This window comes from Seohaeicola zhoushanensis, from assembly GCF_014656415.1.
Classification (GTDB): Bacteria; Pseudomonadota; Alphaproteobacteria; order Rhodobacterales; family Rhodobacteraceae; genus Seohaeicola_A; species Seohaeicola_A zhoushanensis.
The window spans coordinates 763,786-783,183 of record NZ_BNCJ01000001.1 but is presented as its reverse complement, the minus strand read 5'-3'; the positions used below and the strand labels follow the sequence as shown (position 1 = coordinate 783,183).

The following is a 19,398-nucleotide window of genomic DNA, read 5'->3' as shown; positions in this document are numbered from 1 at the left end:
TCAGCGCCGGCAATAGGAATCGAAATCGTCCGCTCGCTGCCCCTGGGCCTTTGTCGGCTCGGGCTGGACGAATGCGCCTTGCCAATAGCTCCAGAGCAGGGCCTTGCCGTCGATGCAGGCGATGGCATGGGGTCTGCCGCGAGGGGAAGCCGCCGAAAGGTGGGACTGGAAGCCATAGTGGAGGGCAAGCTCCGCCCCGATAACGCTCGCCGCACGTTCGATGCGTGCTCGGGTCACGACCGATTGGGCGGCTATGGCGGCGGCTATGGCGGCCAGCATGGCAATTGCTCCGGCCATCGCGGCGGCGAGCAGCGCGGCGCGCGGACCCAGGCGCCCATACAGGTGCCGGCTGAGGAACCAGCAGGCGGCGCCGGTGACAAGTCCGGGCCAAAGGCCAAATTCGAGGGCGAGCCGGAGGGCATTGACCGCGAAAGAGGGGAGCAAGGCAGCGTAAACCGCCAGTTCGCCAAGGCTGCGGCCCCAGCGGAAGCCCGAGACCGTCTCCACCACCGCACCAAGCGTCGCGAAGGCCGCGAGGAGGAACAGGCCATTGGCGACGAAGCTGCGCGTCCTGGGGCCGGCCTCGCCCCGCCACAGCAGACTGACCAGCAGCCAGAGGAACAGACCGTAGAAGGCGACGGTCGCGAGACAGATGAAAACCAGAAGCTCCATCCCGCGCACCGCCGGGGTGCCGTCACACCGCGCGTTCGACCATCATCTTCTTGATCTCGGCGATGGCCTTCGCCGGGTTCAGGCCCTTGGGGCAGGTCTTGGTGCAGTTCATGATGGTGTGGCAGCGGTAGAGCTTGAACGGGTCTTCCAGCTGGTCGAGCCGTTCGCCGGTGGCCTCGTCGCGGCTGTCGATGATCCAGCGGTAGGCGTGCAACAGGGCGGCGGGGCCGAGGTAGCGGTCGCCGTTCCACCAGTAGCTCGGGCAGGAGGTCGAGCAGGAGGCGCACATCACGCATTCATAGAGGCCGTCGAGCTTCTTGCGGTCCTCGATGGACTGGCGCCATTCCTTGGCCGGGCGGTTGGTCTTGGTTTCCAGCCAGGGCATGATCGAGGCGTGCTGCGCGTAGAAATGCGTAAGGTCGGGGATCAGGTCCTTGACCACCGGCATGTGCGGCAGCGGGTAGATCTTCACGTCGCCCTTGATCTCGTCCAGGCCGAAGATGCAGGCGAGCGTGTTGTGCCCGTCGATGTTCATCGCGCACGAGCCGCAGATGCCTTCGCGGCAGGAGCGGCGGAAGGTCAGGGTGGGGTCGATCTCGTTCTTGATCTTGATCAGCGCGTCCAGGACCATCGGGCCGCACTTGTCCATGTCGAGGAAATAGGTGTCGACCCGCGGATTGGCGCCGTCGTCCGGGTTCCAGCGGTAGATCTGGAACTTGCGGATATTCTTGCCTTCGGGCTTCGGCCAGGTCTTGCCGGTGATCACGCGCGAATTCTTGGGGAGGGTAAGCTGAACCATGTCGCGTCTCCTGTATGGCCCGTCAGGCCTTTTGTCTCATGCAGGCGACGGTTTCGGGCCGCCGCAGGATATCGTTGACCATCGTCACGATGGCCTCGTTCACGCCGGTGACCGAGGCTTTGGCCAGTTCGCGAACCTCCATCGCCTGGGCGTAGGTGCCGACGCATTCGATGGCGGGCGAGACCAGCTCCTTGGGGATGCCGGGCACGCGGGTGCCGATCACCTCGGCGATCACCGGGCTGGCCATGTCGCGGCCCGCCCGGTCGGTCCGGTCCTCGATGTCATCGCAGGCGGCGAGGGCCACCAGCGCGAGCGGGAGGAGGAACGCCCGGCGCATCGTCAGAACGTCCGCGCCTTGGGCGCGATCTTCTTGAGCGAGATGCCGCCCTCGGCCTCGGTCGTCAGCGGGTCCTTGACCACGTCACGGTAGGTCAGGGTCACGGTCTTGCCGTCGACATGCGCGATGGTGTGCTTGCGCCAGTTCTCGTCGTCGCGGTTGGCGAAGTCCTCGTGGGCATGGGCGCCACGCGATTCCTTGCGGGCCTCGGCGCCGACGATGGTGGCGAGCGCGTTGGGCATGAGGTTGGTCAGCTCCAGCGTCTCCATCAGGTCCGAGTTCCAGATCAGCGAGCGGTCGGTGACCTTGAGATCGTCCATCTTGGCGGCGATGGCGTCCATTTTCTCGACGCCTTCGGCCAGCGTCTTGGAGGCGCGGAACACGGCGGCGTCGGACTGCATGGTGCGCTGCATCTCGAGCCGGAGTTCGGCGGTCGGGACGGTGCCCTTGGCGTTGCGCAACCCGTCGAAACGGTCGAAGGCCTTGTCGATGCTCGACTGGTTCGGCGTTGCGGCCTTGGATTCGCGGTCGACCACCTGGCCGGCGCGGATGGCAGCGGCGCGGCCGAAGACGACGAGGTCGATCAGCGAGTTGGAGCCGAGGCGGTTGGCGCCGTGGACCGAGGCGCAGCCGGCCTCGCCCACCGCCATGAGGCCTGGAACGATGGCGTTCGGGTTGTCGGCGGTCGGGTTCAGGGCCTCGCCCCAGTAGTTGGTCGGAATGCCGCCCATGTTGTAGTGCACGGTCGGCAGCACCGGGATCGGCTCCTTGGTCACGTCAACGCCGGCAAAGATCTTGGCCGATTCCGAGATGCCCGGCAGACGTTCGGCCAGCGCCTCTTTCGGCAGGTGCGACAGGTTCAGGTGGATGTGGTCGCCATGTTCGCCGACGCCGCGGCCTTCGCGGATCTCCAGCGTCATCGAGCGGCTGACGTAGTCGCGCGGTGCCAGGTCCTTGTAGGTCGGCGCGTAGCGTTCCATGAACCGCTCGCCTTCCGAGTTGGTCAGGTAGCCGCCTTCACCGCGGGCACCCTCGGTGATGAGGCAGCCCGAGCCGTAGATGCCGGTGGGGTGGAACTGGACGAATTCCATGTCCTGCAGCGCCAGGCCGGCGCGCGCCACCATGCCGCCGCCGTCGCCGGTGCAGGTATGGGCGGAGGTCGCCGAGAAATAGGCGCGGCCGTAGCCGCCGGTGGCGAGCACGGTCATCTTCGCATTGAAGACGTGCATGGTGCCGTCGTCGAGCTTCCAGCAGACCACGCCCTGGCAGCGGCCGTCATCGGACATGATGAGGTCGATGGCGAAATATTCGACGTAGAATTCGGCGTTGTTCTTCAGCGACTGGCCGTAGAGCGTGTGCAGGATCGCGTGGCCGGTCCGGTCGGCGGCGGCGCAGGTGCGCTGCACCGGCGGGCCTTCACCGAATTCGGTGGTGTGACCGCCGAAGGGACGCTGGTAGATCTTGCCCTCTTCGGTGCGCGAGAAGGGCACGCCGTAATGTTCGAGTTCGTAGACCGCCTTGGGCGCCTCGCGGGCGAGGTATTCCATGGCGTCGGTGTCACCCAGCCAGTCCGACCCCTTGACGGTGTCGTACATGTGCCACTGCCAGTTGTCCGGGCCCATGTTGGCGAGCGAGGCGGCGATGCCGCCCTGGGCGGCAACGGTGTGCGAGCGGGTCGGGAAAACCTTGGTCACGCAGGCGGTGCGCAGGCCCTGTTCGGCCATGCCGAGGGTTGCCCTCAGGCCCGCGCCGCCGGCGCCGACCACCACCACGTCGTAATCGTGGGTTTCATATGCGTAAGCAGCCATTTCTGTTGCTCCGGTCTTAGAGGGCGAGTTTGGCGATGGCGTAGACGCCGGTTGCCGCGATGGCATAGGCGAGGCACGTCACCAGGATGATGGTCAGACGGCCGGTGAAGCCGTGGACATAGTCCTCGATCGCCATTTGGGCGCCGTTCTTGAAGTGCACCATGCCGACCCAGAGCGTCAGCGCGGCGACGATGGCCGGGAAGGGACGCGAGTAGTAGGCGACGACCTCTTCATAGGGCGCGCCGAGGATGCAGCCGAAGGTGAAGACGAACAGCGGGACGAGGATGATCAGCGCGATCGAGCTGACCTGCATGGACCAGTGATGGCCGGTGCCGGACTTGGCGGCCCCGAGGCCCACGGCGCGCTTGCGGTCGGTGAGGTAACGCATGGCGGCTCTCCTCAGACGATAATGACGGTCAGGACGGTCAGGACGACCGAGCCGATGATGACGATCCAGCCGAGGCGATCTGCCTTCTCCATCTCGAGGCAGTAGCCCTGGTCCCAGATCAAGTGCCGGATGCCGGCCAGGGTGTGATACCACAGGCCGAGGGTCGACAGCACCAGGACGAGGTAGCCGAGCGGGCTGGTCAGAAGCCAGTTGACGGTGGCGAAGTATTCAGCGCCGGTCGCGGCGGCGAGCAGCCACCAGGCGATCAGCACCGCGGCGACGATCAGCGCGTTGCCGGTGATCCGGGTCAGGATCGATGTGACCGAGTTGAGCTGGAACCGGTAATATTTCCCGAGCATGAAGGGCGAAAGCGGGCGATTGCCCCGATTGACATCGGCCATGATGGCTCCTTTCCGGTTGGCTGCCCCGTTATTAGCGAATTTTACACCGCTGTCACGAGGGCGGCGGTCCCAAATCGGAGGTATTTTGGGGGCTGTCGGAACAAAATGCGGGAAATCGTGATCACACGGACAATTCATGTGATCACTAAAGGTGATCACTTAGCCGGATCGGACGAATCTTGCTGATATCATTCGGATTCACCATTCCCCTGCGGGCGGGGCGGTGAAGGCCTTGGTGCATCGCGGTTGCGGCGACCCGACCGCGGAGCGGATCGCCGGGCCGCGCGGAACGCGGCCCGGTTGTGTTCAACGGATGTTGAATGCGGTGTCGAGCGAGACGACGAAGGTTCCGTCGTTCACGTCGTTGTCCTGCCAGGATCCGGAGATCGAAACGGTGTCGTTGATGGCGTAGGCGCCGCCGACGCTCCAGTAGTCCACGCCGCCGTTGCTGACCGAACCATAGGTGGCCGAGAGGCCGAACTTGTCGTTCAGGGCGACGTCGACGGTCAGGCCGGTGTCGACGTAATCGGCGACCGGATCGCGCGCGAAGGCGAGGCTGAAGGCGAGGTTGTCGGTCGGGGCATAGCCCAGGGTGAGCAGCTGCTCGCCGCAGCAGTTCACGCTCGGGTTCTTGTAGTAGTAGCGGGCGTAGCCGACATCATAGCTGAACTTGCCGATTTCGCCGCGATAGCCGACGGTGACGTCGATCTCGGCGCCGCTGCCAACCAGCGACTTGGCGGTGTTGGAAGCCCAGAGGTTGAGGTAGAAGCCGCGGTATTCGGCTTCGACCCAGGGCTGGAAGGCCGCCCCGGTGGTCTGGTCGAACCCGTTCGAGACATAGCGGCTGACGATGCTGAAGCCGCCGGTCACGGTCAGGTCTTGTGCGGACGCGAGGCCGGGCGCCGCGACGCCAAGGGCGAGCGCGGAGGCCGCGAGAAGGTTACGCATGTTTTCCCCATTCATTAGCGCGTAAAGACAGAGACCCGCCCATTCTCTGTGACACGCCACGCCTGTAACGCGCCTGAGCAGACCTCCAGACTCCAGTCTAGTCTGCTTTCCGACCAAAAAAGTCAATTTTTTAGACGCCGCGATTGCTGCAACGCGGCGTCAACCGGGAATTTGCCTCAAAATCAGGCAGGTATGAGCGCCCAGTAGTCGAGATCGAGCAGCACGCCGGGCAGATATCTGCCGGTTTCGTCCTTGAGCTTGCCGACCGAGGCGTCGGAGGTGGCCACCAGCCGCAGCCGGATCGCGCCGACGCCGGGGGCCGAGGTCTCGGCCTTGTCGAGCACTTCGGACCAGGCCTTGACGGTGGTGCCGGCAAAGCAGGGGTTGGCATGGGCACCGCCGTTCAGGCCGACGATCATCTGCGCGTTGGCCAGTCCGTTGAACGAGAGCGCGCGGGCCATGGAGATGACGTGGCCGCCATAGATCAGCCGCTTGCCGTCGTCGCGGAAGGTGGCGTCGAAATGCACCTTGGCGGTGTTCTGCCAGAGGCGCGTGGCGATCATGTGCTCGGCCTCCTCGATGGTGACGCCATCGACATGGTCGATCACCTCGCCGATCTCGTAGTCGGCCATGCGGTGCGGCTCGCCCGCGAGGGTGAAGTCGTAGGCGCTGAAGTCGAGGCCCGGCGGGATCGCCAGCGTCTCGGGCGCGACGACCTTGGCCAGTTCGGGCACCACCGCCTCGGGCGCCGGGGCGTCGAGGTTGTTCTTCCGCACCATCACCCAGCGGACGTATTCCATCACGGTCTCGCCGCGCTGGTTAAGGCCGCGGGTGCGGACATAGACCACGCCGGTCTTGCCGTTGGAATTCTCCTTGAGGCCGATCACCTCGGAGACCGAGTTCAGCGTATCGCCGGCCATTACTGGCCGCAGCCAGCGGCCCTCGGCATAGCCGAGGTTGGCGACGGCGTTCAGAGAGACGTCGGGCACGGTCTTGCCGAAGACGATATGGAAGGCGGCGAGATCGTCGAGCGGCGAGGCCGCCAGGCCGCAGGCGCGCGCGAATTCGTCGGAGGAATAGAGCGCGTGGCGAGCCGGGTAGAGCGCGTGGTAGAGGGCGCGTTCGCCCCCGGACACCGTGCGCGGCACCGCATGGGTCAGCACCTGGCCGATGCGGTAATCCTCGAAGAAGCGTCCGGGGTTCGTCTTGGCCATCATTGCTGTCCCAGTTTCATCTCGGGTGTATAGGGCGCCGCGATCTCCTTGGTCACGGCCTGGGCGCAGCGCATCACGCCGCGCGCGGAATCGAAGGCGTAGGAGGGCGAGCCGTAAAGGGACCAGCCCTTGGAAAGCGCCTCGGAAACCTTGTGGCAGAAGGCCGAGGTATCGTCCTCGGTCAGCAGGCGGTAGATGGTGCTCATGACGGGAAGGGCCTCACTCCGAGCCAGAGGTGGATGCCGACGATGACGGCGTAGACCACCAGGGTGATCACCGCGAGCACCACCAGCTTGCGGGCGGGGGCCTTGGGCGGTGGGGTCCAGGCCGGTTCGGCGCGGTTGATGACGATGACCTCGACCACCGCCCAGGCGAGCATCGCGCCGAACAGCAGGATCGAGGCGAGGTCGCCGTTGACCAGCAGGTGGGCCAGCGCCCAGGTCTTGACGGCGGTGAGCTGCGGGTGGCGGATGCGGGTGGCCGGCCAGACCTTGCCGCCGCGGATCTCGCTGGCGCCGAAGGTCCAGACGGCGAGCAGCATCAGCAGGTTGTTGACGTGCCAGAGCCAGACCGGCGGGAACCAGACATGCACCATGTCGGCCCAGCGGTAGCCGAGCACGATGAGCACCAGCGAGACCAGCAGCGCCAGCGCCACCGGGCCGCGGCCCTTGTCGCCCATCGCGGCGCGGCGCGCCGGCGCCAGCCGCTTGAACAGATGCGCAGCGAACCAGAGCGCGATCCCGATGATCAGGAGAATGAAACCCATGCCGGATTACCCCGCTTGCAGTGCCTCGATTGCCTCTGCTTTTGCCAGCACTTCACGGGCCGTGGCAACATGCAGGTTCTCGACGATGCGGCCGTCGACCACGGCAACCCCCTGCCCCGAGGCGCGGGTTTCCTCGAAGGCGGCGATCTGGCGGCGGGCCAGGTCGACCTCGGCCTCGGAGGGCGCATAGGCGGTATTGGCGACGGCGACCTGCGCCGGGTGGATCAGCGTCTTGCCGTCGAAGCCCATGTCGCGGCCCTGGTCGCATTCGGCCTTGAGACCCTCTTCGTCGAGATAGGCGTTGTAGACGCCGTCGACGATGACCAGCCCCTCGGCCTTGGCGGCGAGCAGGCAGAGGCCGAGGCCGGCGAGCAGCGGCAGGCGGTCGGCGCGGAAGCGGGTCTGCAACTCCTTGGCGAGGTCATTGGTGCCCATGACCATGCCTTCGAGCTTTGGGTGCGCGGCGATGGCGGCGGCGTTCAGCATCCCGCGGGGGGTTTCCATCATCGCCCAGATCGGCAGGTCGCCGGTGATCGCCGCCAGCGCGGCGAGGTCGGCGGGGCTGGAGACCTTGGGCAGCAGCACGGCGTCGGCGTCCATCTCGGTGACGGCCTTGGCGTCGTCCCGGCCCCATTCGGTGTCAAAGCCGTTGATCCGCACGATCCTGAGCCGCTTGCCGTAACCGCCCTTGGCCAGTTCCGCCGCCAGCGTGGCGCGGGCGTTGACCTTTTCCTCGGGGGTCACGGCATCCTCGAGGTCGAAGATGATGGCATCGGCGGCAAGGCCGCGCGCCTTTTCCAGCGCCCGTTCCTTCGAACCGGGAATATAGAGGACGGAACGACAGGGGCGGGTGCGGGGGTCCATGGGCTGCTCCTCGGTCTCATGGCGGCGCGCGCGGCGCGGAATTCCGTGGCGGAGCGCAGGCTGCGAATCCGCCGCGGCGCAGCATGGTCGGTTTTGGCGGCGCTCTGCAAGACGCCTTGTTGGCTAAAATGCACCCTATCGCCCGATCCGTTAACCATTCCTCAGCCTCCCTTGGGCAAGCTTGCCGGGCCGCATCCCCTTTGAAGGACCGGTTCGGTCGGGCCGCCGAGCACACGGACAGAGGATTCGACGTCACTGAACATTGGCCTGCCGCCTGGCGCACCGGATCTCCGGCGGGCCTGACCGGGCGGCAGCCTGGCGAAAGGGTTTGACCCATGAAGAGAGCACTGTTCCAGTTGATGACCGGCCTCGGCCTGGCGCTGATTGCCGCCACCGGACTGGCCGCCCAGACCCGGAACTGCGCGCCGCGCGACATCGTGGTGGAGCGGCTGGCCGACGGTTACGGCGAGTCGCGCCAGAGCATCGGACTCGGTGCGCAGGGCGCGGTGATCGAGGTCTTTGCCTCGAACGACACCGGCACCTGGACGATCACCGTGACCACGCCGGCGGGGCTGACCTGCCTGGTCGCCTCGGGGCAGTCGTTCCAGGCCCTGGCCGAGGTGCTGCCGAAGAAGGACAAGGGGGCCTGAAGGCCCCCCCTCACCCCGGCCCTCTCCCCCGCGGGGAGAGGGGGCGGCTTTGCCGGAGGTTGGTGATTGGGGGTGGAGGTAGTGCCCCCTCACCCCGGCCCTCTCCCCCGAGGGGAGAGGGGGCGGCTTTGCCGGAGGTTGGTGATTGGGGGGGGAGGAGGTAGTGCCCCCTCACCCTGACCCTCTCCCCCGCGGGGAGAGGGGGCGGCTTTGCCGGAGGTTGGGGCTTGGGGGTGAAGGTAGTGCCCCCTCACCCTGACCCTCTCCCCCGCGGGGAGAGGGGAATTGGGCCATGGCCGCGGGGGCGTCAGGTCAGGGCGTCCCAGATCAGCTTGAGGCCGGTCAGGGTGAGCAGGACATAGGTGATCGCGAAGAAGGCCCGTTCAGGGACGTGGCGGTGGGCGATCACCCCGAGCCAGACGCCGAAAAGCGCGAAGGGGGCGAGGATCAGGTCGGCCTTCATCGTCTCGGCGGTGAACAGGCCGAGATAGGCATAGGGCGGGAATTTCACCGCGTTGATGATCCAGAAGACCAGCACCGTGGTCGCCTGGAACTCGGTCTTGGAGAGGCGGCGGGACAGCAGGTAGATCGCCACCGGCGGGCCTCCGGCGTGGCTGACGAAGCTGGTGAAGCCGGCGAAGGCCCCGGCCAGCGCCCCGGCCCAGGCCGGCATCGGCCGTTCGGCGATGCGCACCAGCCCGGCCGAGCGCGCGCCCTGCCAGGCGACGAAGGCCAGCGCGATGATGCCGATCAGCAGGCGGAAGACATCGGGCGAGGCGACCCGGTAGAGCCAGCCGCCCAGCGCCAGCCCCGGCAGCGCGCCCAGGATGAGCAGCAGCGCGGCGCCGGTGTTCCACCTGCGCCAGTAGGCGCGCATGGTGGCCAGGTCCATCAGCATGAGCAGCGGCAGCATGATGCCGAGCGCGATGCCCGGCCCCACCAGCACCGCCAGAATCAGCGAGGCGACGAAGCCCGCGCCGCCGCCGAAACCGCCCTTGGACATGCCCGCGAAGATCACCGCCGGGCCTGCCATGGCCAGGAAGCTCCAGCTCAGATCCAGCACGTGCGCCCCTCGTTCCCGCCGCTCCTGCCGAGCGTTTTAACCGATGTGAAAGGCTTGTGACAGAGACTGCGGCCACCTATGCTGCAGCGCAGAAGCCTTGCGCCCAAGGCCGGAAGGCACTAGGCAACGCGCGAAATTCATCGGGACGGAGAAGATTCCATGGCCAGACCCAAAATTGCCCTGATCGGCGCCGGTCAGATCGGCGGCACGCTTGCGCACCTCGCCGCCATCAAGGAGCTCGGCGACGTCGTTCTGTTCGACATCGCCGAGGGCACCCCGCAGGGCAAGGCGCTCGACATTGCCGAATCCGGACCGTCGGAAGGCTTTGACGCGACCCTGAAGGGCACCAACTCCTATGCCGACATCGCCGGTGCTGATGTCTGCATCGTGACCGCCGGCGTGCCGCGCAAGCCGGGCATGAGCCGCGACGACCTGCTGGGCATCAACCTCAAGGTGATGAAGTCGGTCGGCGAAGGCATCCGCGACCACGCGCCGAACGCCTTCGTGATCTGCATCACCAACCCGCTAGACGCGATGGTCTGGGCGCTGCGCGAATTCTCGGGCCTGCCGCACGAGAAGGTCTGCGGCATGGCCGGCGTGCTCGACTCGGCCCGTTTCCGCCACTTCCTGGCGGTCGAGTTCGGCGTCTCGATGCGCGACGTCACCGCCTTCGTGCTGGGCGGCCACGGCGACACCATGGTGCCACTGGCCCGCTATTCGACCGTTGCCGGCATCCCGCTGCCCGACCTGGTCAGCATGGGCTGGACCACGCAGGACAAGCTCGACGCGATCGTCCAGCGCACCCGTGACGGCGGCGCCGAGATCGTCGGCCTGCTGAAGACCGGCTCGGCCTTCTACGCCCCGGCCACCTCGGCCATCGAGATGGCGGAAGCCTATCTCAAGGACCAGAAGCGCGTCCTGCCCTGCGCGGCCTATGTCGACGGCGCGCTCGGCCTGAAAGGCATGTATGTCGGCGTGCCGACCGTGATCGGCGCCGGTGGCATCGAGAAGGTCATCGACATCAAGCTGACCAAGGACGAGCAGGCGATGTTCGATCACTCGGTCAACGCGGTGAAGGGCCTGGTCGAGGCCTGCAAGGGCATCGACCCCTCGCTCGCATGAGGCGATGACCGGGCCGGGAAAACCGGCTAGGATTTCGGGGCGTCCCTCGCGGGGCGCCCTTTTTCGTTTCCGGGAGGATTTGTCATGACGCGTCTGCTTTGTGTGATCGCCCTGCTGGTGCCCGGATGGGCCGCGGCGCAGGAGGATGTCTCGGCCAGGATCGCTGCGCAGGGTCTGAGCGCGGTCGAGGGAGAGCTGGCCGCCCTGCCCGCCCCGACCCCGACCGAGCGTTTCGCCCTGGGTGGGGTGCGGTTCCTGCGGGCGATCGAGGCGACGTTGCAGCTGCGCTGGCGGATGGGCATGTCGGGCCGCACGATGGACCTGCCGGTGCTGCGCCTGCCGGTGGCCGAGAACCCGAACCCCGAGCCGTTCGATCCGAAGTTCGTCGAGGTCATGGCCACCGACCTTCTGGCCCGCATGGCCGAGGCCGAGGCGCCGCTGGACGGGATCGCGGATGCCGACGAGGTTGCGCTGCGGGTGAACCTGGCCGACCTCTGGTTCGACGTGAACATGAACGGCGCGCGCGACAAGGGCGAAGGCGTGATCGAGATCGCCGCCGGCACGGTGCTGCCGCGCCGCTTCCGCTCGTCCGGGGAAACGGTGCCGCCGACGATCCGGTTCGACACCGCCGACGCGGCCTGGCTGCAGGCCTATACACACATGCTCTCGGCCATCGCCGAGCTGGTGCTGGCCTATCCGCCGTCGCAGGCGATTGCCGAGGTGGGCGCGGCCACCGCCGCGATGAACGAGGTGGCGGGCGATGCGCCGCCGACCAATGCGCTGGCCTTCATGTTCGAGGACGAGGTCGATGCGGCGGCGGCGCTGCTGCTGGCGCTACGCCAGCAGCCCGATCCGGCGCATACCCGCGCGGCACGCGAGCACGCGCTGGCGACGATCCGGTTCAACCGCCAGTTCTGGGCCCGGCTGGACGCCGAAACCGACAACGATGCCGAGTGGATCCCGAACGCGCGGCAGACCTCGGCCTTGGGCGTGGCGCTGCCGGAACAGGTGGCGAAGGCCTGGCAGGCGATCCTGGCGGATGCCGAGGACATGCTCGAGGGGCGCAAGCTGATCCCCTACTGGCGGCTCAAGAGCGGGGCCGGGCTCAACCTGAAGAAGCTGCTGGAGGAGCCGATCCCGGTGGACCTGATCGGCTGGGCGCAGGGCAAGGACCTGCTGCCCTATGCCGAGCGGGGCGAGCGGCTTAGCCCGTTCAACTGGCGCGAATTCACCCGGATGATGCGCGGCGAATCGATGCTCTACGTGCTTCTGCTCAACTGATCCGGCGCAATTCCGCCAATTTCGGAGCTTTGTGATCACACATTTCGACGTGTGATCACAAAGTGCGTTTTTTTGTTCGCAATGCCTGACTTGCGAATTTTTTTGCATTAACGCCGAAGCAAGCGGGTCGGTATAGGCCATGCGAACGCAACTGCGACGGGACCAGATTCATGAACATCCACGAATACCAGGCGAAAGCGCTTCTGCGCAGCTACGGGGCTCCGGTCTCGGACGGCCGCGTGGTTCTGAAGGCCGAAGACGCCAAGACCGCGGCGGGCGAGCTTGACGGACCGCTCTGGGTGGTCAAGGCGCAGATCCATGCCGGCGGACGCGGCAAGGGCACCTTCAAGGAAGCCGATGCCGGCGAGAAGGGCGGCGTGCGCCTGGCCAAGTCGGTGGAAGAAGCGGCCGAAGAGGCCAAGAAGATGCTCGGCCGCACCCTGGTAACCAAGCAGACCGGCCCGGCCGGCAAGCAGGTCAACCGCATCTACATCGAGGATGGCTCGGGGATCGAGCGCGAGCTCTACCTCGCCCTGCTCGTCGACCGGCAGACCAGCCGCGTCTCCTTCGTCGCCTCGACCGAGGGCGGCATGGACATCGAGGATGTCGCGCATTCGACCCCCGAGAAGATCCTGTCCTTCTCGGTCGACCCGGCCACCGGCTACCAGCCGTTCCACGGCCGCCGCATCGCCTTCTCGCTGGGCCTCGACGGCAAGCAGGTCAAGCAGTGCGTCGCGCTGATGGGCACGCTCTACAAGCTGTTCCTCGACAAGGACATGGAGATGCTCGAGATCAACCCGCTGATCGTGACCGATGGCGGCGACCTCAAGTGCCTCGACGCGAAGATGGGCTTTGACGGCAACGCGATGTATCGCCACGCCGATATCGCCGAGCTGCGCGACACCACCGAGGAAGACCCGAAGGAACTGGCGGCGTCGAAGTTCGACCTGAACTACATCGCGCTCGACGGCGAGATCGGCTGCATGGTGAACGGTGCGGGCCTGGCCATGGCGACGATGGACATCATCAAGCTCTACGGCGCGGAACCCGCCAACTTCCTCGACGTCGGCGGCGGCGCCACCAAGGAGAAGGTGACAGAGGCGTTCAAGATCATCACGAGCGATCCGAACGTGAAGGGCATCCTGGTCAACATCTTCGGCGGCATCATGCGCTGCGACGTCATCGCCGAGGGCGTGATCGCCGCGGTCAAGGAAGTCGGCCTGAAGGTGCCGCTGGTGGTGCGCCTGGAAGGCACCAACGTCGAGAAGGGCAAGGAGATCATCGCGACCTCGGGCCTGAACGTGATCGCCGCCGACAACCTCGCCGATGGCGCGCAGAAGATCGTCAAGGCGGTCAAGGGCTGAATGCGTAGGGCGGGGTTCACCCCGCCTTTCCCGGACATAATGGCGGGGGAAACCCGCCCCACCGAAGGAGGCCCCGAATGGCCGTACTCGTCAACGAAAACACCAAGGTCATCTGCCAGGGCATCACCGGCTCGCAGGGCACCTTCCACACCGAACAGGCCATCGCCTATGGCACCAAGATGGTCGGCGGCGTGACGCCGGGCAAGGGTGGCACCACCCACCTCGACCTGCCGGTCTTCAACTCGGTCCACGAGGCCAAGCATGTGACCGAGGCCAATGCCACCGTGATCTACGTGCCGCCGCCGTTCGCGGCCGATTCGATCATGGAAGCGATCGACGCCGAGATGGAGCTGATCGTCTGCATCACCGAGGGCATTCCGGTGCTCGACATGATGAAAGTCAAGCGCGCGCTCATCAATTCCAAGTCGCGCCTGATCGGGCCGAACTGCCCCGGTGTCATCACCCCCGGCGCCTGCAAGATCGGCATCATGCCGGGCCACATCCACAAGCGTGGCTCGGTGGGCGTCGTCTCGCGCTCGGGGACGCTGACCTACGAGGCCGTCAAGCAGACCTCGGACAGCGGGCTGGGCCAGTCCTCGGCCGTCGGCATCGGTGGCGACCCGATCAAGGGCACCGAGCACATCGACGTGCTGGAAATGTTCCTCGCCGACCCCGAGACCCAGTCGATCATCATGATCGGCGAGATCGGCGGTTCCGCCGAAGAGGAAGCCGCACAGTTCCTGGCCGACGAGAAGAAGCGCGGCCGCTGGAAGCCGACCGCCGGTTTCATCGCCGGCCGCACCGCCCCTCCGGGCCGCCGCATGGGCCACGCTGGCGCCATCGTCGCCGGTGGCAAGGGCGATGCCGAGAGCAAGATCGAAGCCATGAAGTCGGCTGGTATCGTCGTCGCCGACAGCCCGGCGGGCCTCGGCGAGGCCGTGCTGAAGGCGATCGGCAAGTGATCCCGTCCCGGGGCCTGCCCCGGGACAGAACCCGCAAGGCCCCGGACAGGCCCCGTACAGGGCTGGGGCACGGAACATGAAGATGGCAGAACGCGCCACGTCAGGTCCGAGGACTGCGAAACCCCGCCGGGACACGGCGGGGCGTCGGCCATTCGAGGCCGGCTTTTCCGTCTCGGGCCGCGGGTGCGGCTGTCCGATACCAATCAACTAATCCAACCGGCGACCCATTCAGAGGGGAAACCACGCCATGACCGAGCAAAACAACGCGCAGTTCCATGCCTCCTCCTTCATGCAGGGGGCGAACGCCGAGTATCTCGAACAGCTCTACGCCCAATATGCCGGCGACCCCAATGCGGTGGACGCGGCCTGGGCCGAGTTCTTCCGTGCCCTGGGCGATGCCGAGCTGGACGTGAAGGCCGAGGCGCAGGGCCCGTCCTGGGCACGCCCGGACTGGCCGCCGGTGCCGAACGACGACATCACCGCCGCGCTGACCGGGGAATGGCCCGCGCCGGCCGAGGCCAAGGCCGCGGGCAAGAAGATCGCCGCCAAGGCCGCCGAGACCGGCGCCGCCCTGTCGGACAAGCAGATCCAGCGCGCGGTGCTCGATTCCGTGCGGGCGCTCATGCTGATCCGCGCCTATCGCATCCGCGGCCACCTGGTGGCCGACCTCGACCCGCTGGGGATGCGCGACCAGACCCCGCACCCGGAGCTGGACCCGAAATCCTACGGCTTTACCGAGGCCGACATGGACCGGCCGATCTTCATCGACAACGTGCTGGGGCTGCAGGTTGCCTCGATGCGGCAGATCGTCGAGATCGTGAAGCGGACCTACTGCGGCACCTTCGCGCTGCAATACATGCACATCTCGGACCCCGAGCAGGCCGGCTGGCTGAAGGAGCGGATCGAGGGCTTTGACAAGGAGATCACCTTCACCCGCGAGGGCCGAAAGGCGATCCTGAACAAGATGGTCGAGGCCGAGGGCTTCGAGAAGTTCTGCCACGTCAAGTTCATGGGCACCAAGCGGTTCGGTCTCGACGGCGGCGAGGCGCTGATCCCGGCGATGGAGCAGATCATCAAGCGCGGTGGCGCGCTGGGGATCCAGGACATCGTCATCGGGATGCCGCACCGCGGCCGCCTGTCGGTTCTGGCCAACGTGATGGGCAAGCCCTACCGCGCGATCTTCAACGAATTCCAGGGCGGCAGCTTCAAGCCCGAGGATGTCGACGGGTCGGGCGACGTGAAATACCATCTCGGCGCCTCCTCGGACCGGACCTTCGACGGCAACACGGTGCACCTGTCGCTGACCGCCAACCCGAGCCACCTGGAAGCCGTGAACCCGGTGGTGCTGGGCAAGGTCCGCGCCAAGCAGGACCAGCTGTCGGACAGCGACCGCACCAAGGTGCTGCCGGTGCTGCTGCACGGCGACGCGGCCTTTGCAGGCCAGGGCGTTGTGGCCGAGGGCTTCCAGCTCTCGGGCATCAAGGGCCACCGCACCGGCGGGACGATGCATATCATCGTCAACAACCAGATCGGCTTCACCACGGCGCCGCACTTCTCGCGCACCTCGCCCTATCCGACGGATATCGCCCTGATGGTCGAGGCGCCGATCTTCCACGTCAACGGGGATGACCCCGAGGCCGTGGTGCACGCTGCCAAGGTCGCCACCGAGTTCCGCCAGAAGTTCCACAAGGACGTGGTCATCGACATCTTCTGCTATCGCCGCTTCGGTCACAACGAAGGCGACGAGCCGATGTTCACCAACCCGATCATGTACAAGCGGATCAAGACCCACAAGACGACGCTCAGCCTCTATACCGACCGGCTGGTGAAGGACGGGCTGATCCCCGAGGGCGAGATCGAGGACATGAAGGCGGCCTTCCAGGCCCGCCTCAACGAGGAATTCGAGGCCGCCAAGGACTATCGCCCGAACAAGGCCGACTGGCTGGACGGGCGCTGGTCGCACCTGGACCGCAACCAGGAGGAATACGTCCGCGGCGAGACGGCGATCACCAAGAAGACGCTGAAGGAAATCGGCCAGGCGCTGACCCGTGGTCCCGAGGGCTTCCCGTTGCACAAGACGGTGGAGCGGCTGCTGGAGACCAAGAAGGAGATGTTCTCCTCGGGCAAGGGCTTTGACTGGGCCACCGGCGAGGCGCTGGCCTTCGGCTCGCTGCTGACCGAGGGCTACCCGGTCCGCCTTGCCGGCCAGGACGCGACGCGCGGCACCTTCAGCCAGCGCCACTCGGCCTTCATCAACCAGGACACCGAGGAACGCTATTACCCGCTGAACCACATCCGCGCCGGCCAGTCGCAATACGAGGTCATCGACTCGATGCTCTCGGAATACGCAGTGCTCGGGTTCGAATACGGCTATTCGCTGGCCGAACCGAACGCGCTGGTGATGTGGGAAGCCCAGTTCGGCGACTTCGCCAACGGCGCGCAGATCATGTTCGACCAGTTCATCTCGTCGGGCGAGAGCAAGTGGCTGCGGATGTCGGGCCTCGTCTGCCTGCTGCCGCACGGCTTCGAGGGCCAGGGCCCCGAGCACAGCTCGGCCCGCCTGGAGCGGTTCCTGCAGATGTGCGGCCAGGACAACTGGATCGTCGCCAACTGCACCACGCCGGCGAACTACTTCCACATCCTGCGCCGCCAGATCCACCGCAGCTTCCGCAAGCCGCTGATCCTGATGACGCCCAAGTCGCTGCTGCGCCACCGGCTGGCGATCTCGACCGCCGAGGATTTCACCAAGGGGTCGAGCTTCCACCGCGTGCTGTGGGACGATGCCGAAAGGGGCAATTCGGACACCAAGCTGAAGCCCGACGCCAAGATCCGGCGCGTGGTGATGTGCTCGGGCAAGGTCTACTTCGACCTGCTGGAAGAGCGCGACAGGCGCGGCATCGACGACGTCTACCTGCTCCGGATCGAGCAGTTCTATCCCTTCCCGGCGATCTCGCTGGTCAAGGAGCTGGAACGCTTCAAGGGGGCAGAGATGCTCTGGTGCCAGGAAGAGCCCAAGAACCAGGGCGCCTGGAGCTTCATCGAACCGAACATCGAATGGGTGCTGCAGCGCATCGGGGCCAAGCACCAGCGGCCGCGCTATGTCGGACGCGGCGCCTCGGCCAGCCCGGCAACCGGTCTCGCCAGCCAGCACAAGGCACAGCAGGAAGCGCTCGTCGACGAGGCGCTGACCATCGAAGGAAACTGATCCAATGACCACCGAAGTCCGCGTCCCGACCCTGGGCGAATCCGTTACCGAAGCCACCGTGGCCACCTGGTTCAAGAAACCGGGCGATGCCGTCGCGGTCGATGAGATGCTCTGCGAGCTGGAAACCGACAAGGTGACCGTCGAGGTGCCGAGCCCCGCCGCCGGCGTGATGGGCGAGATCGTCGCCAAGGAAGGCGACACCGTCGGCGTCAACGCGCTGCTGGCCACCATCGCCGCCGCGGGCGATGCCCCGGCACCCAAGGCCGAGGCGCCCAAGGCCGCCGAGAAACCCGCCGCCAAGGGCGCGGGCGGCAAGGTCGACGTGATGGTGCCGACGCTGGGTGAATCGGTCACCGAGGCCACCGTCTCGACCTGGTTCAAGAAGGTCGGCGACACCGTCGCGCAGGACGAGATGCTCTGCGAGCTGGAAACCGACAAGGTCAGCGTCGAAGTGCCGAGCCCGGCCGCCGGCGTACTGGTCGAGATCGTCGCCGCCGAAGGCGCGACGGTGCAGGCCAGCGGCAAGCTCGCCGTGATCTCGGGCGAGGCGGGCGCGACTGCCTCTGCCCCGGCAGCGGCCCCGGCGGCCGAGGCCCCGGCGGCGAAGAAGGCCGTCGAGGACGCGCCCTCGGCCAAGAAGGCCATGGCCGAGGCCGGCATGAGTGCCGACCAGGTCACCGGCACCGGCCGCGACGGGCGCATCATGAAGAGCGACGTGCAAAGCGCCATCGCGGCGGCCAAGTCGGCCCCCGCCCCGGCGGCCGAGGCCCCGGCGATCCCGCGCGCCCCGGTGCCGGCGGATGACGCCGCGCGCGAGGAGCGGGTCAAGATGACCCGCCTGCGCCAGACCATCGCCCGCCGCCTGAAGGATGCGCAGAACACCGCTGCCATGCTGACCACCTACAACGAGGTGGACATGAAGGCGATCATGGACCTGCGCAACGAATACAAGGACCTGTTCGAGAAGAAGCACGGCGTCCGCATGGGCTTCATGTCCTTCTTCACCAAGGCCTGCTGCCACGCGCTGAAGGAGGTTCCCGAGGTCAACGCCGAGATCGACGGCACCGACATCGTCTACAAGAACTTCGTGCACATGGGCATCGCCACCGGCACGCCCACCGGCCTCGTCGTTCCGGTGATCCGCGACGCCGACAAGATGGGCTTTGCCGAGATCGAGAAAGCGATCGCCGAGAAGGGCCTGCGCGCCCGCGACGGCAAGCTCTCGATGGCCGAGATGCAGGGCGGTACCTTCACCATCTCGAACGGTGGCGTCTACGGCTCGCTGATGTCCTCGCCGATCCTGAACCCGCCGCAGTCCGGTATCCTCGGGATGCACAAGATCCAGGACCGCCCGGTCGTGGTGAACGGCCAGATCGTCATCCGCCCGATGATGTATCTCGCGCTCAGCTACGATCACCGCATCGTCGACGGCAAGGGCGCCGTGACCTTCCTGGTGCGGGTCAAGGAAGCGCTGGAGGATCCGCGCCGGCTGCTGATGGATCTCTGAGGATGGCGCGCGGCGGGCTGCACCCTACATCCGCTGTAGGGTGCGCG

The 19,398-nt window shown here is 66.6% G+C and carries 19 protein-coding genes; 7 read left to right on the top strand and 12 right to left on the bottom strand.

Features of this window, described 5'->3' with window-relative positions; translation table 11 throughout:
- The 11 genes from IE266_RS03870 to IE266_RS03820 all read right to left on the bottom strand — a co-directional run bounded on the left by IE266_RS03870 (position 1) and on the right by IE266_RS03820 (position 8,197).
- Positions 1-672: a hypothetical protein gene (locus IE266_RS03870; RefSeq protein ID WP_189678708.1), complete on the bottom strand. Its 672-nt coding sequence runs from the start codon at positions 670-672 to the stop codon at positions 1-3.
- Positions 673-694: 22 nt separating this feature from the next.
- Positions 695-1,471: a succinate dehydrogenase iron-sulfur subunit gene (locus IE266_RS03865; protein ID WP_189678707.1), complete on the bottom strand. Its 777-nt coding sequence runs from the start codon at positions 1,469-1,471 to the stop codon at positions 695-697.
- 22 nt (positions 1,472-1,493) lie between these two features.
- Positions 1,494-1,808: a hypothetical protein gene (locus IE266_RS03860; protein ID WP_189678706.1), complete on the bottom strand. Its 315-nt coding sequence runs from the start codon at positions 1,806-1,808 to the stop codon at positions 1,494-1,496.
- 2 nt (positions 1,809-1,810) lie between these two features.
- Entirely contained in the window at positions 1,811-3,616 is a 1,806-nt protein-coding gene (gene sdhA, locus IE266_RS03855; protein WP_189678705.1) for a succinate dehydrogenase flavoprotein subunit, read from the bottom strand.
- 16 nt (positions 3,617-3,632) lie between these two features.
- Positions 3,633-4,004, bottom strand: a complete 372-nt coding sequence (gene sdhD / locus IE266_RS03850; RefSeq protein ID WP_189678704.1) for a succinate dehydrogenase, hydrophobic membrane anchor protein — start codon at positions 4,002-4,004, stop codon at positions 3,633-3,635.
- Positions 4,005-4,015: 11 nt separating this feature from the next.
- A complete protein-coding gene (sdhC, locus tag IE266_RS03845) occupies positions 4,016-4,405 on the bottom strand; it encodes a succinate dehydrogenase, cytochrome b556 subunit (protein WP_189678703.1) in 390 nt (129 codons plus the stop codon).
- Between the two features lie 306 nt (positions 4,406-4,711).
- Positions 4,712-5,353, bottom strand: coding sequence for a TorF family putative porin (locus IE266_RS03840; protein WP_189678702.1), 642 nt, complete (start codon positions 5,351-5,353; stop codon positions 4,712-4,714).
- Between the two features lie 182 nt (positions 5,354-5,535).
- Positions 5,536-6,567 carry a MaoC family dehydratase gene (locus IE266_RS03835; protein WP_189678701.1) on the bottom strand — a complete coding sequence of 344 codons (1,032 nt, stop codon included), beginning with the start codon at positions 6,565-6,567 and terminating at the stop codon, positions 5,536-5,538.
- A complete protein-coding gene (locus IE266_RS03830; protein WP_189678700.1) occupies positions 6,567-6,773 on the bottom strand; it encodes a DUF1737 domain-containing protein in 207 nt (68 codons plus the stop codon). The genes IE266_RS03835 and IE266_RS03830 overlap by 1 nt, the downstream gene beginning before the upstream one ends.
- Positions 6,770-7,333, bottom strand: a complete 564-nt coding sequence (locus tag IE266_RS03825; RefSeq protein WP_189678699.1) for an NnrU family protein — start codon at positions 7,331-7,333, stop codon at positions 6,770-6,772. Before IE266_RS03825 ends, IE266_RS03830 begins: the two co-directional genes overlap by 4 nt.
- A gap of 6 nt (positions 7,334-7,339) precedes the next feature.
- Complete coding sequence (locus IE266_RS03820; RefSeq protein WP_189678698.1) at positions 7,340-8,197, bottom strand: HpcH/HpaI aldolase/citrate lyase family protein; 858 nt, start codon at positions 8,195-8,197, stop codon at positions 7,340-7,342.
- Positions 8,198-8,532: 335 nt separating this feature from the next.
- On the opposite strand from IE266_RS03820, the gene IE266_RS03815 reads away from it, so the two are divergent.
- Positions 8,533-8,847, top strand: a complete 315-nt coding sequence (locus tag IE266_RS03815) for a hypothetical protein (protein WP_189678697.1) — start codon at positions 8,533-8,535, stop codon at positions 8,845-8,847.
- A gap of 307 nt (positions 8,848-9,154) precedes the next feature.
- Here IE266_RS03815 and IE266_RS03810 read toward each other — a convergent pair whose 3' ends face one another.
- A complete protein-coding gene (locus tag IE266_RS03810; RefSeq protein WP_229863877.1) occupies positions 9,155-9,910 on the bottom strand; it encodes a sulfite exporter TauE/SafE family protein in 756 nt (251 codons plus the stop codon).
- Between the two features lie 159 nt (positions 9,911-10,069).
- Here IE266_RS03810 and mdh point away from each other — a divergent pair, with 159 nt between their 5' ends.
- The 6 genes from mdh to odhB all read left to right on the top strand — a co-directional run bounded on the left by mdh (position 10,070) and on the right by odhB (position 19,351).
- Positions 10,070-11,032, top strand: a complete 963-nt coding sequence (mdh, locus tag IE266_RS03805; protein ID WP_189678696.1) for a malate dehydrogenase — start codon at positions 10,070-10,072, stop codon at positions 11,030-11,032.
- 84 nt (positions 11,033-11,116) lie between these two features.
- Complete coding sequence (locus IE266_RS03800) at positions 11,117-12,313, top strand: hypothetical protein (protein WP_189678695.1); 1,197 nt, start codon at positions 11,117-11,119, stop codon at positions 12,311-12,313.
- A 170-nt stretch (positions 12,314-12,483) separates the two neighbouring features.
- Positions 12,484-13,677 carry an ADP-forming succinate--CoA ligase subunit beta gene (gene sucC / locus IE266_RS03795; protein ID WP_189678694.1) on the top strand — a complete coding sequence of 398 codons (1,194 nt, stop codon included), beginning with the start codon at positions 12,484-12,486 and terminating at the stop codon, positions 13,675-13,677.
- Positions 13,678-13,754: 77 nt separating this feature from the next.
- Entirely contained in the window at positions 13,755-14,639 is an 885-nt protein-coding gene (sucD, locus tag IE266_RS03790; RefSeq protein WP_189678693.1) for a succinate--CoA ligase subunit alpha, read from the top strand.
- Between the two features lie 247 nt (positions 14,640-14,886).
- Positions 14,887-17,844 carry a 2-oxoglutarate dehydrogenase E1 component gene (locus IE266_RS03785; RefSeq protein ID WP_189678692.1) on the top strand — a complete coding sequence of 986 codons (2,958 nt, stop codon included), beginning with the start codon at positions 14,887-14,889 and terminating at the stop codon, positions 17,842-17,844.
- Positions 17,845-17,848: 4 nt separating this feature from the next.
- Entirely contained in the window at positions 17,849-19,351 is a 1,503-nt protein-coding gene (gene odhB, locus IE266_RS03780; RefSeq protein ID WP_189678691.1) for a 2-oxoglutarate dehydrogenase complex dihydrolipoyllysine-residue succinyltransferase, read from the top strand.
- Positions 19,352-19,398: the final 47 nt, after the last annotated feature.

Coding starts and splice junctions, on each gene's coding strand:
- IE266_RS03825 (WP_189678699.1), bottom strand. CDS start 7,333: ATGGGTTTCATTCTCCTGATCATCGGGATCGCGCTCTGGTTCGCTGCG.
- sdhD (WP_189678704.1), bottom strand. CDS start 4,004: ATGCGTTACCTCACCGACCGCAAGCGCGCCGTGGGCCTCGGGGCCGCC.
- IE266_RS03835 (WP_189678701.1), bottom strand. CDS start 6,567: ATGGCCAAGACGAACCCCGGACGCTTCTTCGAGGATTACCGCATCGGC.
- IE266_RS03830 (WP_189678700.1), bottom strand. CDS start 6,773: ATGAGCACCATCTACCGCCTGCTGACCGAGGACGATACCTCGGCCTTC.
- IE266_RS03840 (WP_189678702.1), bottom strand. CDS start 5,353: ATGCGTAACCTTCTCGCGGCCTCCGCGCTCGCCCTTGGCGTCGCGGCG.
- mdh (WP_189678696.1), top strand. CDS start 10,070: ATGGCCAGACCCAAAATTGCCCTGATCGGCGCCGGTCAGATCGGCGGC.
- odhB (WP_189678691.1), top strand. CDS start 17,849: ATGACCACCGAAGTCCGCGTCCCGACCCTGGGCGAATCCGTTACCGAA.
- sdhC (WP_189678703.1), bottom strand. CDS start 4,405: ATGGCCGATGTCAATCGGGGCAATCGCCCGCTTTCGCCCTTCATGCTC.
- IE266_RS03820 (WP_189678698.1), bottom strand. CDS start 8,197: ATGGACCCCCGCACCCGCCCCTGTCGTTCCGTCCTCTATATTCCCGGT.
- sucC (WP_189678694.1), top strand. CDS start 12,484: ATGAACATCCACGAATACCAGGCGAAAGCGCTTCTGCGCAGCTACGGG.
- IE266_RS03785 (WP_189678692.1), top strand. CDS start 14,887: ATGACCGAGCAAAACAACGCGCAGTTCCATGCCTCCTCCTTCATGCAG.
- IE266_RS03870 (WP_189678708.1), bottom strand. CDS start 672: ATGGAGCTTCTGGTTTTCATCTGTCTCGCGACCGTCGCCTTCTACGGT.
- sucD (WP_189678693.1), top strand. CDS start 13,755: ATGGCCGTACTCGTCAACGAAAACACCAAGGTCATCTGCCAGGGCATC.
- sdhA (WP_189678705.1), bottom strand. CDS start 3,616: ATGGCTGCTTACGCATATGAAACCCACGATTACGACGTGGTGGTGGTC.
- IE266_RS03815 (WP_189678697.1), top strand. CDS start 8,533: ATGAAGAGAGCACTGTTCCAGTTGATGACCGGCCTCGGCCTGGCGCTG.
- IE266_RS03860 (WP_189678706.1), bottom strand. CDS start 1,808: ATGCGCCGGGCGTTCCTCCTCCCGCTCGCGCTGGTGGCCCTCGCCGCC.
- IE266_RS03800 (WP_189678695.1), top strand. CDS start 11,117: ATGACGCGTCTGCTTTGTGTGATCGCCCTGCTGGTGCCCGGATGGGCC.
- IE266_RS03865 (WP_189678707.1), bottom strand. CDS start 1,471: ATGGTTCAGCTTACCCTCCCCAAGAATTCGCGCGTGATCACCGGCAAG.